13 protein-coding genes are annotated in these 16,842 nt (G+C 63.0%); 11 read left to right on the top strand and 2 right to left on the bottom strand.

The window, feature by feature from the left end:
* The first annotated feature begins 67 nt into the window (after positions 1-67).
* The 9 genes from GUC32_RS18835 (at position 68) to GUC32_RS18795 (ending at position 11,259) form a co-directional block, all read left to right on the top strand.
* Positions 68-991 (top strand): LysR substrate-binding domain-containing protein, encoded by a 924-nt coding sequence (locus GUC32_RS18835; protein WP_015378793.1) that lies wholly within the window; start codon positions 68-70, stop codon positions 989-991.
* 115 nt (positions 992-1,106) lie between these two features.
* Complete coding sequence (locus GUC32_RS18830; protein ID WP_043138131.1) at positions 1,107-2,570, top strand: gamma-aminobutyraldehyde dehydrogenase; 1,464 nt, start codon at positions 1,107-1,109, stop codon at positions 2,568-2,570.
* A 73-nt stretch (positions 2,571-2,643) separates the two neighbouring features.
* Positions 2,644-3,798: a putative ABC transporter substrate-binding protein YdcS gene (ydcS, locus tag GUC32_RS18825; RefSeq protein WP_025303928.1), complete on the top strand. Its 1,155-nt coding sequence runs from the start codon at positions 2,644-2,646 to the stop codon at positions 3,796-3,798.
* 53 nt (positions 3,799-3,851) lie between these two features.
* Entirely contained in the window at positions 3,852-4,880 is a 1,029-nt protein-coding gene (locus GUC32_RS18820; RefSeq protein ID WP_015378790.1) for an ABC transporter ATP-binding protein, read from the top strand.
* Position 4,881: 1 nt separating this feature from the next.
* A complete protein-coding gene (locus GUC32_RS18815; protein ID WP_025303927.1) occupies positions 4,882-5,826 on the top strand; it encodes an ABC transporter permease in 945 nt (314 codons plus the stop codon).
* Entirely contained in the window at positions 5,816-6,622 is an 807-nt protein-coding gene (locus tag GUC32_RS18810) for an ABC transporter permease (RefSeq protein ID WP_004941378.1), read from the top strand. The genes GUC32_RS18815 and GUC32_RS18810 overlap by 11 nt, the downstream gene beginning before the upstream one ends.
* 35 nt (positions 6,623-6,657) lie before the next feature.
* A complete protein-coding gene (gene patD, locus GUC32_RS18805; protein ID WP_049186757.1) occupies positions 6,658-8,082 on the top strand; it encodes an aminobutyraldehyde dehydrogenase in 1,425 nt (474 codons plus the stop codon).
* A gap of 85 nt (positions 8,083-8,167) precedes the next feature.
* Positions 8,168-10,078: an FAD/NAD(P)-binding protein gene (locus tag GUC32_RS18800; RefSeq protein ID WP_164099443.1), complete on the top strand. Its 1,911-nt coding sequence runs from the start codon at positions 8,168-8,170 to the stop codon at positions 10,076-10,078.
* Positions 10,075-11,259: a cytochrome c gene (locus tag GUC32_RS18795; RefSeq protein ID WP_049204907.1), complete on the top strand. Its 1,185-nt coding sequence runs from the start codon at positions 10,075-10,077 to the stop codon at positions 11,257-11,259. Before GUC32_RS18800 ends, GUC32_RS18795 begins: the two co-directional genes overlap by 4 nt.
* A gap of 37 nt (positions 11,260-11,296) precedes the next feature.
* On the opposite strand, the gene hmpA is transcribed toward GUC32_RS18795, so the two are convergent.
* On the bottom strand, positions 11,297-12,487 hold the full coding sequence (gene hmpA, locus GUC32_RS18790) for an NO-inducible flavohemoprotein (RefSeq protein WP_342095060.1): 1,191 nt from the start codon (positions 12,485-12,487) through the stop codon (positions 11,297-11,299).
* A 357-nt stretch (positions 12,488-12,844) separates the two neighbouring features.
* On the opposite strand from hmpA, the gene glyA reads away from it, so the two are divergent.
* Positions 12,845-14,098 carry a serine hydroxymethyltransferase gene (glyA, locus tag GUC32_RS18785; RefSeq protein ID WP_025303922.1) on the top strand — a complete coding sequence of 418 codons (1,254 nt, stop codon included), beginning with the start codon at positions 12,845-12,847 and terminating at the stop codon, positions 14,096-14,098.
* A gap of 156 nt (positions 14,099-14,254) precedes the next feature.
* Positions 14,255-15,400, top strand: coding sequence for a 3-phenylpropionate MFS transporter (locus GUC32_RS18780; protein WP_025303921.1), 1,146 nt, complete (start codon positions 14,255-14,257; stop codon positions 15,398-15,400).
* Here the strand turns inward: GUC32_RS18780 and csiE are convergent, their stop codons facing one another.
* Positions 15,401-16,666, bottom strand: a complete 1,266-nt coding sequence (gene csiE, locus GUC32_RS18775; RefSeq protein ID WP_025303920.1) for a stationary phase inducible protein CsiE — start codon at positions 16,664-16,666, stop codon at positions 15,401-15,403.
* Positions 16,667-16,842: the final 176 nt, after the last annotated feature.

Genomic DNA, 16,842 nt, shown 5'->3' with positions numbered 1-16,842 from the left:
TTTTCCCGATCGCTTCGTGGCCGGCGTCTACACTCAACGCAATGTTTTTGCTTGAGGAATCCCCCCCATGATGACGTTACGCCAAATCCGCCACTTCATCGCCGTGGCGGAAACCGGGTCGATCTCCGCCGGCGCCCAGGCGGTGTTTGTCTCCCAGTCTTCGCTGACGCTCGCTATCCAGCAGCTGGAAACCGAGATCGGCGTGCGGCTGTTCGATCGCCACGCCAAGGGCATGACGCTGACCCATCAGGGGCACCAGTTTTTGCGCCAGTCGTATCTGATCCTGGCGACGGTGGACAACGCCAAGCGCAGCCTGCAGATCGGCACCGAAAGCCTGACCGGCAAGCTGACCATCGGCGTCACCAGCCTGGTGGCCGGCTACTTCCTGGTGGAACTGCTCACGCGCTTTAAATCGGCCTATCCCAACGTCACCGTGCAGGTGGTAGAAGACGAACGCCCGTACATCGAGCATCTGCTGGTCAGCGGCGAGATCGACATCGGCGTACTGATCTTGTCGAACATCGAGGACCGCGACGCGCTGCAGACCGAGGTGCTGATGCACTCGCCGTACCGCCTGTGGCTGCCGCCGCTGCACCCGCTGCTGGAGCACGAGAGCATCAGCCTGGCGGACGTGGCCAAACAGCCGCTGATCCAGCTCAACGCCGATGAAATGGACGTGCACGCGCGGCGCATCTGGGCGCGCGCCGGGCTGAAGCCGGAGATCGCCATGAAGACCGCCTCGACCGAGGCGGTGCGCAGTCTGGTGGCGGCGGGGATGGGGGTCTCCATCCAGCCGGACATGGCGTACCGCGCCTGGTCGCTGGAGGGCAACATGATCGAGGCGCGGAAGCTGGACGATCTGCTGGAGCCGCTGGATATCGGGTTGGCATGGCGGCGCGGCAGCGCGCGGCCGGAGCTGGTGACGCCGTTCCTCACCATCGCGCGCGAGAACGGCAGCAAACACGCCGCCGGGCTTAAGCATTCGATTTAATCGAACGCGTCGTTCAGTATTTAGAATTTGTTGCCCGCCAGAGGCTCGCTTAGGCTGATTAAAACTAACTTATTCACATTTGGTTAACGTTTTTGTCACTTAGGGGCGTCAGGCGATGGCGGATGTGCAGGTTCTCTCAGGTTTGTCCTGTCAGCAGTTCATTAACGGTCAGCTTATCGACGGCGAAGGCCAGCAGGAATGCATCGTCAATCCGGCCAACGGCGAGACGCTGATCGCCCTGACCGAAGCCTCTTCGGCGCAGGTCGGCAGTGCGGTGAAAGCCGCGCAGCAGGCGTTCAGCCACTGGTCGCGCACCACGCCGGCCCAGCGCGCCACGCTGTTGCTGCGCATCGCCGACGCCATCGAGCGGCAGGCGCCGCAGCTGGCGCAGCTGGAAGCCCTCAACTGCGGCAAACCGCTGCATCAGGCGCTCAATGACGATCTGCCGGCGGCGGTCGACGTGTTTCGCTTCTTCGCCGGCGCGGTGCGCACGCAGCAAGGGCAGCTGGCCGGCGAGTATGTGCCCGGCCACACCTCGATGATCCGCCGCGATCCGATCGGCGTGGTGGCCTCGATCGCCCCCTGGAACTATCCGTTGATGATGGCGGCGTGGAAAATCGCGCCGGCGCTGGCGGCGGGCAATACCGTGGTGTTTAAACCGTCCGAACATACGCCGCTGACCATTCTGGCGCTGGTGCCGGCGCTGCAGGAGATCCTGCCGCCGGGCGTGCTGAATATCGTCTACGGCGGCGGGGAAGGGGTCGGCAGCCAGCTGGTGGGGCACCCGCAGGTGCGGCTGGTGTCGGTCACCGGCGATATCGTTACCGGGCAAAAAATTCTTCAGGCGGCGGCCAAAAGCGTCAAGCGCACCCATCTGGAGCTGGGGGGCAAGGCGCCGGTGATCGTCTGCGACGACGCCGATCTCGACGAGGTGGTCAACGGCATTCGCACCTACGGCTATTACAACGCCGGCCAGGACTGCACCGCCGCCTGCCGCATCTACGCGCAGGCGGGCATCTATCCCAAACTGGTGGACGCGCTGGGCGAGGCGGTCGCCAGCCTGCGCTTCGCCCGCAAGCGCGATCAGGACAACGAGATCGGCCCGTTGATAAGTAGCCGCCAGCGCGATCGCGTCGCCAGCTTCGTCGAGCGGGCGCTCAGCCAACCGCATATCGAATTGATCACCGGCGCCGCGGCCCACTCCGGGCCGGGGTTCTACTACCAGCCGACCCTGCTGGCGGGCTGCCTGCAAAGCGACGAAATCGTGCAGCGCGAGGTGTTTGGCCCGGTGGTCAGCGTCACGCGCTTCGAGCATCTGGCGCAGGCAGTCGAGTGGGCCAACGACTCGGAATACGGGCTGGCTTCGTCGGTGTGGACGCAAAATATCGATCGGGCGCTGCACATTGCCGCCCATCTGCAGTACGGCAGCACCTGGATCAACACCCATTTCACCTTGGCGAGCGAGATGCCGCACGGCGGCCTGAAACGCTCCGGCTACGGCAAGGATCTGTCCAGCGATTCGCTGCAGGATTACAGCGTTGTCAGGCACGTAATGGCGAAGTTCAAAGCCAGCTTCTAGCGGTTCTATAAAGCAAAATCGGGCGGCAGCCGTTCCCTGCCGCACACAGATACGCAACACAGGGGTAATTACGATGAGAAAAACTACCGCAGTCACCACCACCGTCTCCGCGCTCTGTCTCACCGTGCTGTGCGGCCTGGCCCAGGCGGCCGATCTGCCGCAGTCGCTGGGCAAAGGCGAAGGCCGGCTGGATATCATCGCCTGGCCCGGCTACATCGAACGCGGCCAGTCCGACAAAAACTACGACTGGGTCACCCAGTTTGAAAAGCAAACCGGCTGCGCGGTGAACGTGAAGACCGCCGCCACCTCCGATGAAATGGTCAGCCTGATGGCCAAGGGCGGCTACGATCTGGTGACCGCCTCCGGCGACGCCTCGCTGCGCCTGATCTTCGGCAAGCGGGTGCAACCGATCAACACCGCGCTGATCCCGAACTGGAAGAACATCGATCCGCGCCTGCTGAACGGCGCCTGGTATACCGTGGACGGCAAAACCTACGGCACGCCGTACCAGTGGGGGCCAAACCTGCTGATGTACAACACCAAAACCTTCCCGACGCCGCCGGACAGCTGGGCGGTGATCTTCCAGCAGCAGAACCTGCCGGACGGCAAGAGCAACCAGGGCCGAGTGCAGGCTTACGACGGTCCGATCTACATCGCCGACGCGGCGCTGTTCCTGAAGGCCACCCAGCCGCAGCTCGGCATCAGCGATCCTTATCAGCTCAACGAAGAGCAGTATCAGGCGGCGCTGAAGCTGCTGCGCAGCCAGCACGCGCTGATCCACCGCTACTGGCACGATACCTCGGTGCAGATGAGCGACTTTAAAAACGAAGGCGTGGTGGCTTCCAGCGCCTGGCCGTATCAGGCCAACGCCCTGAAGGGCGAGGGGCAGCCGATCGCCACCGTGTTCCCGAAAGAGGGCGTGACCGGCTGGGCGGATACCACCATGTTGCACAGCGACGCCAAACACCCGAGCTGCGCCTACCAGTGGATGAACTGGTCGCTGGAGCCGAAGGTGCAGGGCGACGTGGCGGCCTGGTTCGGGTCGGTGCCGGCTTCGCCGGCGGGCTGCAAGGCCAGCGCGCTGCTGGGTGAGAAGGGCTGCGAAACCAACGGCTTCAACCAGTTCGACAAAATCGCCTTCTGGAAAACGCCGCAGGCGCAGGGCGGCAAGTTCGTGCCGTACAGCCGTTGGACCCAGGACTACATCGCCATCATGGGCGGCCGCTAAGCCGCGGGGCGCAGCCCGCTGCGCCCGAATCACATCCGTATGGAGCACAGAAAATGACCATTGCCGTGCAATTCATCGATGTTTCGCGGACTTTCGGCGATGTTCGCGCCGTGGATCGGGTATCCATCGATATTCAGGACGGGGAATTCTTCTCCATGCTCGGGCCGTCCGGCTCGGGCAAAACCACCTGCCTGCGCCTGATCGCCGGCTTTGAACAGCTGACTTCCGGCTCGATTCGCATCCACGGCCAGGAAGCCGCCAACCTACCGCCGTACCAGCGCGACGTGAACACCGTGTTTCAGGATTACGCGCTGTTTCCGCACATGTCGGTGCTGGAAAACGTCGCCTACGGTCTGATGGTGAAGGGCGTCGCCAAACGCGAGCGGCTGGCACGGGCGCAAGAGGCGCTGGAGAGCGTGGCGCTCGGTTTCGTTGCCGAACGCAAACCGGCGCACTTGTCGGGCGGCCAGCGTCAGCGCGTGGCGTTGGCGCGCGCGCTGGTCAATCGGCCGCGGGTGCTGCTGCTGGACGAGCCGCTCGGCGCGCTGGATCTCAAGCTGCGCGAGCAGATGCAGGGCGAGCTGAAGAAGCTGCAGCGCCAGCTGGGCATCACCTTTATCTTCGTCACCCACGATCAAAGCGAAGCGCTGTCGATGTCCGATCGGGTGGCGGTGTTCAATAACGGCCGCATCGAACAGGTGGATACGCCGCGTGAGCTTTACATGCGGCCGAAGACGCCGTTCGTCGCCGAGTTCGTCGGCACCTCCAACGTGGTACGTAGCGAGCTGGCGCAGCGCCTGCTCGGCGAAAGTCGAACCTTCTCGATCCGGCCGGAACATATCCGCCTGCTGGAGCAAGGCGGCGCGGCGCAGGACGAGATTCAGGTGCAGGGCACGCTGCAGGAAATCCATTACCAGGGCGCGGCCACACGCTATGAAATCGCGCTGAACGGCGGCGAAAAGCTGCTGGTCAGCCAGGCCAATCCGCAGTGGATCGCCGAAGGGCAACAGCGGCAGATCGGCCAGCCGATCGTCGCCTGCTGGCCGCGCGCGGCGATGGTGCCGCTGCTGGAGGAGAGGTGAGATGGACATGAGCATCGATTCCCCCTCGGCGCGCGGCGGTACCGTGCGCGCGCTGTCGACCTGGCTTTATCGCCGGCCGACGCTGTATCTGCTTTTGCTGCTGGTGCCGCCGCTGCTGTGGTTCGGCGCGGTGTACCTCGGTTCGCTGCTGACGCTGCTGTGGCAGGGGTTTTACACCTTCGACGATTTCACCATGGCGGTGACGCCGGACCTGACCTTCGCCAACCTGGCGGCGCTGTTCAACCCGGCCAACTACGACATCATCCTGCGCACGCTGACCATGGCGGTGCTGGTGTCGCTGGCCAGCGCGGTGCTGGCGTTCCCCATCGCCTATTATATGGCGCGCTACACCAGCGGCCGCGTCAAGGCGTTCTTTTATATCGCCGTGATGATGCCGATGTGGGCCAGCTATATCGTTAAAGCCTATGCCTGGACCCTGCTGCTGGCGAAAGACGGCGTGGCGCAGTGGTTCCTGCAGCACCTGGGGCTGGAGCCGCTGTTGGCTTCGCTGCTGACGGTGCCCGGCGTCGGCGGCAACACGCTGTCGACCTCGGGGCTGGGGCGTTTTCTGGTGTTCGTCTATATTTGGCTGCCGTTCATGATCCTGCCGATCCAGGCGGCGCTGGAGCGCCTGCCGCCCTCGCTGCTGCATGCCTCAGCGGATCTGGGCGCGCGACCGGCGCAGACTTTCCGCCACGTCATTTTGCCGCTGGCGGTGCCGGGTATCGCCGCCGGATCGATCTTCACCTTCTCGCTGACGCTGGGCGACTTTATCGTGCCGCAGCTGGTGGGGCCGCCGGGCTATTTCATCGGCAGCATGGTGTACGCCCAGCAGGGCGCGATCGGCAATATGCCGATGGCCGCGGCCTTTACGCTGGTGCCGATCGTCCTGATCGCCATCTACCTTTCCATCGTCAAACGTCTGGGGGCTTTCGATGCACTCTGAACGCGCGCCCTTAGGGCTGAAGCTGGCCGCCTGGGGCGGACTTGTCTTCCTGCATTTCCCGTTGGCGATCATCGCCATCTATGCCTTCAACACCGAGGATGCGGCCTTCAGCTTCCCGCCGAAGGGCTTCACGCTGCACTGGTTTAACGTCGCCGCCGGGCGGCAGGACATCCTCGATGCGGTACTGCTGTCGGCGCAGATCGCCTGCCTGGCGACCGCCATCGCGCTGGTGCTCGGCACCCTGGCGGCGGCGGCGCTGTATCGGCGCGATTTCTTCGGCAAGGACAGCATTTCGCTGCTGCTGCTGCTGCCGATCGCGCTGCCGGGGATCGTCACCGGCCTAGCGCTGCTGGCGGCGTTCAAGGCGCTGAACATCGAGCCGGGCATCCTGACCATCGTCGTCGGCCATGCGACGTTCTGCGTGGTGATCGTGTTCAACAATGTCATCGCCCGGTTCCGCCGCACCTCGTACAGTTTGATCGAAGCGTCGATGGATCTCGGCGCCGACGGCTGGCAAACCTTCCGTTACGTGATCTTGCCGAACCTCGGCTCGGCGCTGCTGGCCGGCGGCATGCTGGCGTTTGCGCTGTCGTTCGACGAAATCATCGTGACCACCTTTACCGCCGGCCACGAGCGCACGCTGCCGCTGTGGCTGCTGAACCAGCTCGGCCGCCCGCGCGACGTGCCGATCACCAACGTGGTGGCGCTGTCGGTGATGCTGTTAACCATGCTGCCGATCCTCGGCGCTTACTACCTGACCAAAGGTGGAGAAAGCGTCGCCGGCAGCGGCAAATAATTTCCTTACCCGACCTCTGATAAAAGGATAACCCTATGCAAAGCCAACTGTTGATTGACGGCCAACTGGTGAACGGCCAGGGCGCGACCCAGCCGGTGTATAACCCGGCGACCGGCGAAGTGATTGCGCAGGTGGCGGAGGCCAGCCCGGAGCAGGTCGATCGCGCGGTGCTGGCGGCGGATGCCGCGTTCGCCGCCTGGGGGCAGACCACGCCGAAGGAGCGCGCCGAGCATCTGCTCAAGCTGGCGGATCTGATCGACGAGCATGCCGAGACCTTCGCCAGGCTGGAGTCGCTCAACTGCGGCAAGCCTTATCACTGCGTGTTGAACGACGAACTGCCGGCGGTGGCCGACGTGTTTCGCTTCTTCGCCGGGGCCAGCCGCTGCCTGACCGGCATGGCCGCCGGCGAGTATCTGGCCGGGCATACCTCGATGATCCGCCGCGATCCGCTCGGCGTGGTGGCTTCGATCGCCCCGTGGAACTACCCGCTGATGATGGCGGCCTGGAAACTGGCGCCGGCGCTGGCGGCGGGCAACTGCGTGGTGATCAAGCCGTCGGAGCAGACGCCGCTGACCACCTTCAAACTGGCCGAACTGGCCGCCGGGCTGTTCCCGCCGGGCGTGCTCAACGTGCTGTTCGGGCGCGGCGCCAGCGTCGGCGATCGGCTGACCGGGCATGACAAGGTGCGCATGGTGTCGCTGACCGGCTCGATCGCCACCGGCGAGCACATCATCGCCCACACCGCCGCCGGCATTAAGCGCACCCATATGGAGCTGGGCGGCAAGGCGCCGGTGTTGGTGTTCGACGATGCCGATCTGCAGCAGGTGGTGGACGGCATTCGCGGCTTCGGTTTCTACAACGCCGGGCAGGATTGCACCGCCGCCTGCCGCATCTACGCGCAGAAAAGCATTTATCCCGAGCTGGTGAAGCGGCTGGGCGAGGCGGTGGCCAGCCTGAAGATTGGTGCGCCGGACGACGAGAGCACCGAACTGGGGCCGTTGATTACCGCCCAGCATCTGGAGCGGGTGGCCGGTTTTGTCGAGCGCGCCAAAGCGTTGCCGCACGTGCAGGTGGTGACCGGCGGCGAGAAGGTGAAAGGGCCGGGTTACTATTTCCAGCCGACGCTGTTGGCCGGCGCGCGCCAGGACGATGAGATCGTGCAGCGCGAAGTGTTCGGCCCGGTGGTGACGGTGACGCCGTTTGACGATGAAGAGCAGGTGCTGGCCTGGGCGAATGAATCCAACTACGGCCTGGCGTCGTCCGTGTGGACCCGCGACGTGGGCCGCGCGCATCGCTTAAGCGCCCGGCTGCAATATGGCTGCACTTGGGTGAACACCCACTTCATGCTGGTGAGCGAAATGCCGCACGGCGGCCAGAAACTGTCCGGCTACGGCAAGGATATGTCGATGTACGGGCTGGAGGATTACACGGCCATTCGTCATGTAATGTTCAAACATTGATTTTACAGTAATTATCCGCACAATAGCGCGGCCTTCGAGCCGGCTCCGGCCGGCTGATGATAATAAAAATTGAAAGGAAGCCTATATGGGTATCACCAGACGCGATTTTCTCAACGGGGTGGCGATCACCATCGCCGCCGGGTTGACGCCGCTGCAAATCTTGCGTGCGTCGCCGCAAACCGCCAATCAAACCCTGTACTACCCGCCGGCGCTGACCGGGCTGCGGGGTAACCATCCGGGCTCGTTCGAGCATGCGCATCAACTGGGGCGCGACGGCAAAACCTTTGATTTCGGCAGCGTACCCGCCGTTGAAGAGTTCGATCTGGTGGTGGTCGGTGCCGGCATCAGCGGGTTGGCGGCCGCCTGTTTCTGGCAGCAGCTGAAAGGCGAGCAGCAGCGCATTCTTTTGATCGACAACCATGACGACTTCGGCGGCCACGCCAAGCGCAACGAATTCAACACCGACGACGGCATGCTGCTCGGCTACGGCGGCAGTGAATCGCTGCAGTCGCCGCGCTCCAACTTCAGCCCGGTGGCGATGGGGCTGCTGCACAAGCTCGGCGTCGATATCGACCAACTGGAGCAGGCGTTTGACACCACCTTCTACCCGGATCTTAACCTGAGCCGCGGGGTTTACTTCGATCGCAAGAACTTCGGCGTCGACAAGGTGGTGAGCGGCGATCCGGGCCGCACAGTGGCGGACGACATTCCGCGCGATCGCCTCAACGGCCGTTCGTATGAAGCGTTCATCGGCGATTTCCCGTTGCCGGAAAGCGATCGCCAGGCGCTGATCGCACTGCATACGGTGGAGAAAGATTATCTGCCGGAGATGACGCTGGAGCAGAAGGTCGAGTGGCTCGATACCCACAGCTACACCCAGTTCCTGCGTGAAAAAGTGGGCCTGAGCGAGCTGGCGATCCGTTATTTCCAACAGACCACCAACGACTTCCAGGCGGTGGGCATCGACGGCACGTCGTGCAGCGATGCGCGCATCTGCGATCTGCCGGGCCTCGGCGGCATGAATCTGCCGCCGCTGGACGAAGAGTCGCAGGCGGATCTCGACGATCCTTACGTGTTCCACTTCCCGGACGGCAATGCCACGCTGACGCGCCTGATGGTGCGCAAGCTGATCCCGGCGGTGGCGCCGGCCGGCAAAGACATGAATGACGTGGTGCTGGCCAAATTCGACTACAGCCAGCTCGATCGGCCGGAGTCGCCGGTGAAGCTGCGTTTGAACAGCACCGGGCTGCACGCGGCCAACGTCGGCGACAAGGTGGAAGTCACCTATATGACCGGCGAGAAGATGACCAAGGTGCGCGCCGGGCAGGTGGTGATGGCCGGCTACAACATGATGATCCCATACCTGGTGCCGGAGATGTCGCACGAGCAGCAGGAGGCGCTGAAGCAGAACGTCAAGGCGCCGCTGGTGTACAGCAAGGTGGTGATCCGCAACTGGCAGCCGTTCATCAAGCTGGGCGTGCACGAAATTTATTCGCCGGCCGCGCCGTACAGCCGCGTGAAGCTGGACTACCCGGTGAGCATGGGCGGGTACCAGCACCCGCGCGATCCGGCTCGGCCAATCGGCCTGCATATGGTCTATGTGCCGACGCTGCCGGGCAGCGGCCTCAGCCCGCGCGAGCAGTCGCGCAAAGGGCGCGCGCTGCTGCTGGGCACGCCGTTCGAGGTGCACGAGCAGATGATCCGCGAACAGCTACAGGGCATGCTGGGCGAGGCCGGTTTCGACCATCAGCGCGACATTCAGGCGATCACCGTCAACCGCTGGTCGCACGGTTACTCCTACTTCCTCAACGGGCTGTTTGACGACGAAGACGAAGCCAAGAAAATCATCGAAACGGCGCGGCAGCCGATCGGCAAGATCGTTATCGCCAACTCCGATTCCGACTGGAGCCCGTACGCCAACTCGGCGATCGATCAGGCGTGGCGCGCGGTGAACGAACTGGCCTACGGCAAGGTTGCCGCCAAGGAGGGAGCATGAGTCTGCGTTCGCTGTACCTGTTGAGCCTGCTGGCGGCCGGCGGCTCGGCCCAGGCGATGTCGGCCGGGGAATACGTCGCCAAAGCCGGCGACTGCACCGCCTGCCACACCGCGCCGGGCGGCGCTGAACTGGCGGGCGGCATGAAGTTCCCGACGCCGCTCGGGGCTATCTACGCCACCAACATCACGCCGGACAAGCTGCACGGCATCGGCGCCTATTCGTTCGAGGAGTTCGATCGCGCCATGCGCCAGGGGGTAGCCAAAGACGGCCACCGGCTCTACCCGGCGATGCCGTACACCTCCTACGCCAAAATGAGCGCGGAAGACATGCGCGCGCTGTATGACTACCTGATGAATGAGGTGCCGGCGCAGAACGTCGCCAACCGGGACAGCGACATCAGCTGGCCGCTGTCGATGCGCTGGCCGCTGGCGGTGTGGAACTCGCTGTTCCACGACGACCAGCCGTATCAGGCAGATCCGCAGCAAAGCGCCGAGTGGAACCGCGGCGCCTATCTGGTGCAGGGCGCGGGCCATTGCGGCAGCTGCCACACGCCGCGCGGCTGGGCGATGCAGGAGAAGGGCCTGGATGGCAAGGAGCCGGTATTCCTGAGCGGCGCCGAGCTGGACGGCTGGTACGCCTCCAATCTGCGCGGCCTGCCGCCGGAAGAGGTGACGGCGCTGCTGAAAACCGGCCGCAGCCGCCATGCGGCAGTCGCCGGGCCGATGAGCGAGGTGGTAACCCACAGCACGCAGTATCTCAGCGACGGCGATCTGAACGCCATCGCGGTGTACCTGCGCAGCCTGGCGCCGGACGCCGCCGCCAAAGCCGCTGCGCCAGCCACGCAGGCGGATAACCCGGGCGGAAAGGCGACCTATGCGATGTACTGCTCGACCTGCCACGGCAATAAGGGGGAGGGCACTGACTTCGCCATTCCGGCGCTGGCGGGCAATGCCACGGTAACGGCGGACAATCCGCTGACCGCGCTGCGGGTGGTGCTGGAGGGGGCGCATACGCCGATCACGCAGCAGGCGATGGCGTTTGACATGCCGGCTTATGGCTGGGCGTTGAACGATCGGCAGGCGGCCGATCTGATGAGCTACCTGCGGGGAAGCTGGGGTAACCAGGCGGCGCCGGTGACGGTGCAGCAGGTGCAGGACGCGCGCCAACTGCAGGCGAAATGAAGAGGGAGCGCGGTCTGACGGCCGCGCTCCGCAAGCATTACAGCACCTTATGCGGGCCGAAGCATTCGTAGTGGATGCGTTCGGCCTCTACGCCCATCTCCAGCAGCTGTTTGCCCACGAACTGCATGAAGGCCACCGGGCCGCAGAAGTAATAGTGCATCTGCGGATCGGCCAGGCTGCCTTGCAGCGCGCTCAAATCCATCAATCCGCGGCTGTGGTAGTCGCGGCCTTCCACGTCATCGGCACCCGGCTCGCGGTACCACACATGGCGGCTCAGATTCGGCATACGCCCGGCAATATCCGCTACCTCATCGGCAAAGGCGTGCACGCTGCCGTTTTCCGCCGCGTGCAGCCAGTGGACCTGCGCCTGATGTTGGTTGTCGTGCAGGGTGTTGAGCATGCCGAGCATCGGGGTTTGGCCGACGCCGGCGGAGATCAGCGCCACCGGCGTGGTCGGCGCCACGTCGAGGAAGAAGTCGCCGTGCGGCGGGGCGATGTCGATCACGTCGCCTTCCTGCGCCTGCTGGTGCAGGTAGTTGGACACTTTCCCCTGATCTTCGCGCTTCACCGCGATGCGGTAGAACTCGCCGTTTGGCGAGGTGGTCAGCGAGTACTGGCGAATTTCCTGATGCTCCAGGCTGTCGTGCTTGATGTAGATCGCCAGGTATTGCCCCGGTTTGAAGTCCGCCACCCGGCCGCCGTCCACCGGCGCCAGCACGAAACTGCAGATCACGTCGCTCTGCGGCTGTTTCTTCAGGATGCGGAATGCGCGCAGATCGCGCCAGCCGCCGTTGTCGGTTTCGCTCTGCTGATAAATCTGCTCTTCACGCTGGATAAATACGTTGGCCAGCACGCCGTAGGCCTTGCCCCAGGCGTCCAAGACTTCCTGGCCCGGGCTGAACATTTCGTCCAGCGTCGCCAGCAGGTGACCGCCGACGATTTGGTACTGCTCCGGCTGGATATTGAAGCTGGTGTGCTTCTGCGCGATGCGCTCCACCGCCGGCAGCAGCGCCGCCAGGTTCTCGATGTTGGCGGCGTAGGCGCAGATGGCGTCGAACAGCGCTTGACGCTGATCGCCGTTGCGCTGGTTGCTCATGTTGAAAATATCTTTCAATTCCGGGTTATGCGCGAACATGCGATCGTAAAAGTGGGCGGTCAGCTTCGGCCCGGTCGCAGCCAGCAGGGGAATGGTGGATTTCACGGTGGCGATGGTTTGGCTATCCAGCATGGAAGCGCTCCTTAGGTTAGGATCTTGACGATAATTGTAATGATGTATTTTAAATGCATCTTATTGGGTTCCGCGTCGCTTGTAAATACCCTTGTTTTCGTTGCGGTGTTCTTCGGGCGTCGATCGCGCTCACAGAACATGAAAAAAGCGCATTGTTCGCATGAGGAAATGTCCGTTGATAAACGGCGGCATTTAGCGGATCAAAGCCTTGCGCCACCTCATGCCAATCGTTTGCGTAAAAACCTCTGTCAAGACCTATCTTCGGTGGGGCGAAACGGTTTACACTGTGGCCCAGAACCCAAACGGGTAGTTATTTGGTGATTTTTTAGTTAGCTGATTTAAGTCAGGAGATGCCGGATGTTAAAGCGTGAAATGAACATTGCCGATTACGATGCGGAACTGTGGCGTGCCATGGAGCAGGAAGTGGTGCGTCAGGAAGAGCACATCGAGCTGATCGCGTCTGAGAACTACACCAGCCCGCGCGTGATGCAGGCTCAGGGTTCCCAGCTGACCAACAAATACGCTGAAGGCTATCCGGGCAAGCGTTACTACGGCGGCTGCGAATACGTGGATATCGTTGAGCAGCTGGCTATCGATCGTGCCAAAGAATTGTTCGGCGCCGATTACGCCAACGTGCAGCCGCACTCCGGCTCCCAGGCTAACTTCGCCGTGTACACCGCGCTGCTGCAGCCGGGCGACACCATTCTGGGCATGAACCTGGCGCACGGCGGCCACCTGACCCACGGTTCCCCGGTTAACCTGTCCGGCAAACTGTATAACGTGGTGCCTTACGGCATCGACGACAAAGGCCAAATCGACTATGACGATCTGGCCAAACAGGCGCAAACCCACAAGCCGAAAATGATCATCGGCGGCTTCTCCGCTTACTCCGGCGTGGTTGACTGGGCCAAAATGCGCGAAATCGCCGACAGCATCGGCGCTTACCTGTTCGTCGACATGGCGCACGTGGCCGGCCTGATCGCCGCCGGCGTGTACCCGAACCCGGTACCGCACGCGCACATCGTCACTACCACCACCCACAAAACCCTGGCGGGTCCGCGCGGCGGCCTGATCCTGGCGAAGGGCGGCGACGAAGAGCTGTACAAGAAGCTGAACTCCGCCGTGTTCCCTGGTGGCCAGGGCGGCCCGCTGATGCACGTGATCGCCGGCAAGGCGGTGGCGCTGAAAGAAGCGATGGAGCCTGAGTTCAAGGTTTACCAGCAGCAAGTGGCGGTCAACGCCAAGGCGATGGTGGACGTGTTCCTGCAGCGCGGCTACAAAGTGGTCTCCGGCGGCACCCATAACCACCTGTTCCTGCTGGATCTGGTCGATAAAAACCTGACCGGTAAAGAAGCGGACGCCGCCCTGGGCCGCGCCAACATCACCGTCAACAAAAACAGCGTGCCGAACGATCCGAAGAGCCCGTTCGTCACCTCCGGCGTGCGTATCGGCACCCCGGCCGTCACCCGTCGCGGCTTCAAAGAAGCCGACGTGCGCGAACTGGCCGGTTGGATCTGTGATGTGCTGGACAACATCAACGATGAAGCCACCATCGAACGCACCAAGAAGAAAGTGCTGGATATCTGCGCCCGCCTGCCGGTTTACGCATAATCCCGCTTTTGCCTGATAAAACCCGCTGCGGCGGGTTTTTTTGTGGCCGCTCGCGGTAAACTGTGAGCTGTCTGGCACTCTAACGCATTGAAGCGGAATGAAGATTGCGGGGCGGTGTGAGCTCTGTCAAAGTATTGCCCTCACTCCGGAGGGATCATGGTTCTGCAATCCACGCGTTGGCTCGCGCTCAGCTATTTCACCTACTTCTTTTCCTATGGCATCTTCTTACCGTTCTGGGGCGTGTGGCTGAAAGGCGAAGGCATCGCGCCGGAAACCATCGGCATATTGCTCGGCGCCGGTTTGGTGGCCCGCTTCCTCGGCAGTTTACTGATTGCACCCCGCGTTAAAGATCCCTCTCATTTAGTCTCCGCCCTGCGCCTGCTGGCGCTGCTGACACTGGCTTTCGCGGTTGGCTTCTGTTTCGGCAACGGCTGGGGCTGGCTGATGCTGGTGATAGCGGGGTTCAACCTGTTCTTCTCGCCGCTGGTGCCGCTGACCGACGCGCTGGCCGCCACCTGGCAAAAGCAGATCCGTATGGACTACGGCCGGGTAAGGCTGTGGGGCTCGCTGGCGTTCGTCATCGGCTCGGCGCTGACCGGGCAGCTGGTGGCGGTGTGGGGCCATAACGCCATTCTCTACAGCCTGATCTTCAGCGTGCTGGCGATGCTGCTGGGCATGTTGCTGAAGCCGAGCGTCATGCCGCAGGGCGAAGCACGCACGCACAGCGATACCGAACGTTCGCTGTGGGCACTGCTGAAAGAAGGGCCGGTCTGGCGCTTCCTGCTGTGCGTCACGCTGCTGCAGGGGGCGCATGCCGGCTACTACAGCTTCGGCTCCATTTACTGGCAGGAGGCGGGCTATTCGGCCTCGACCATCGGCTATCTGTGGTCGCTGGGCGTGGTGGCGGAGGTGATTATTTTCGCCAGCAGCAACGTGCTGTTCCGCCGCTGGAATGCGCGCAACCTGCTGTTGCTCTCCGCCTGCTGCGGCGTGTTGCGCTGGAGCCTGATGGCCTATAGCACCGAGCTGGGCTGGCTGCTGCTGATCCAGATCCTGCACTGCGGCACTTTCACCGTCTGCCATCTGGCGGCGATGCGCTTTATCGCCGCGCGCCAGGGACAAGAGGTGATCCGGCTGCAGGCGGTGTATTCGGCGCTGGCGATGGGCGGCGGTATCGCCGTCATGACGGTCATTGCCGGGTTCCTGTTCGAACATTGGCAGGGTGGGGTTTTCTGGGTGATGGCGGCGGTCGCGGTGCCGGCCTTGTTCATCCGGCCGCCGGCGGTCAGCGTCAGCCGCTGATTAAGGCGCTTCCAGCAGCGCGCGGATGGCCTGGCGCTGCCGGGTTTCCAGCGGCAGTTCGGTATAGATCAACGGCGGGTGCGGATCGCTGTGCACCGCCGCATAAGGGGTGATCACCAGCATGACGCCCTGCGGCGCTCCGCCGCGCAGATAGTCGCTCAACGGCAGGTACTTGATGTTCAGCGGCAGCAGCGTGAGCTCGCGGATCTGGTATTCCACTTCCTCTTCCAGCTGCGGGTTATCCAGCGTCAGCAGCAGCACCTGTTTTTCCTGCAGCGCGTTGTCCTGCATCAGCCAGGCGCCGAAGCTGATGGCCACCAGGCCCGCCTCCTCGTTGGAAAAATGCACGCCGTATTCCTGTTCCAGCGGTATCAGCGCTTCCTGCGTGGTGCGCATTAGCCGCGGGTATTTGCGCACCACTTCTTCCAGCAGCATATTGTCGATACCGATGGCGAAACGGCAGCGCTCCAGCGCCGGCGCCAGGTGGGCGAACAGCTGGCTGACCAGCTCCGTCTTGCTGCTGAAGGCCATGCCGGAAAGCTGCTGGAAACGCTCGACCATGCTGTCGATCGCCGCCATCAATCTCTGCTCTTGCGCCGAGTCATTGCTGTGGTAGCTGTGATTTTTCAACATGGTGAAGGTCAGCGCCAAAAAATCGCGCTCGTCTGCCTGCGGCGGCTGGTTAAACAGTCGGTTGCAGGCCTGATGCAGCCAAGCGGCGGCCTGCTGCTCCGGCTTTTGCCGCAGCCAGTCGCGTTGAACGGCGTCGAAATGCGGATGGCGCTGCAGGCGATTTTGCCAGGCGCAGTAGAGCAGGTAATGCTCCAGGAATTGGCGGTCGCGCGCGTCAAAGTGGCGGCTGAGCAGTGGCTCGCAGGCGTCGATCGCTTGAGCCAGCGCAGACGCTGGGGCGGCATCTGCCGCCAGCGCGTGCCGCAGGCGCGGGGCGAAATCGTCTTCGACGAACCGCGGGCTGCAGCGCAGGGCCCGTCGCAGCCAATGGATCAGACACAGGCGTTGGTTGAGCGCGCTGCCCCGCAGTTGGTAGCCATGGTCGGGATCGACGGCGATCTCCAGGTGATGGAAACGCTGGATTTCACTGGCCACCTCGGCTATATCTTGCCGGGTTATCGGGGGGGCGACGCCGTTGATTCGGCTTAGGGTCTCCAGCTGTAACTCGGGCTCCGGCGTGTACAGCATCAGCAGCAGATGGCAGCGCCGTTGTTGTCCGGAGAGCGCGGGCACGGGAGAGGTGTCCAGGCTCATTATCACCTTCCGGCATAAAAGGTTGCGATTATGCCTAAGCATAGCAAAAGGCTTTGTGCCGGCAGGGTTACCGCGCGGCTTTTACTTCGGCTTACAACTTTCGTCACAAATATCGCCGGCGGAGGCGGGCCGTTCGGCAGTTATTTGTGTTACGTTATAACAAATACAGGTAAGGC

It is taken from the genome of Serratia sp. NGAS9 (genome assembly GCF_009905295.1).
In the GTDB taxonomy this organism is placed as follows: domain Bacteria; phylum Pseudomonadota; class Gammaproteobacteria; order Enterobacterales; family Enterobacteriaceae; genus Serratia; species Serratia bockelmannii.
The sequence above is the reverse complement of the archived record's forward strand: the minus strand, read 5'-3'. Positions and strand labels throughout refer to the sequence as shown.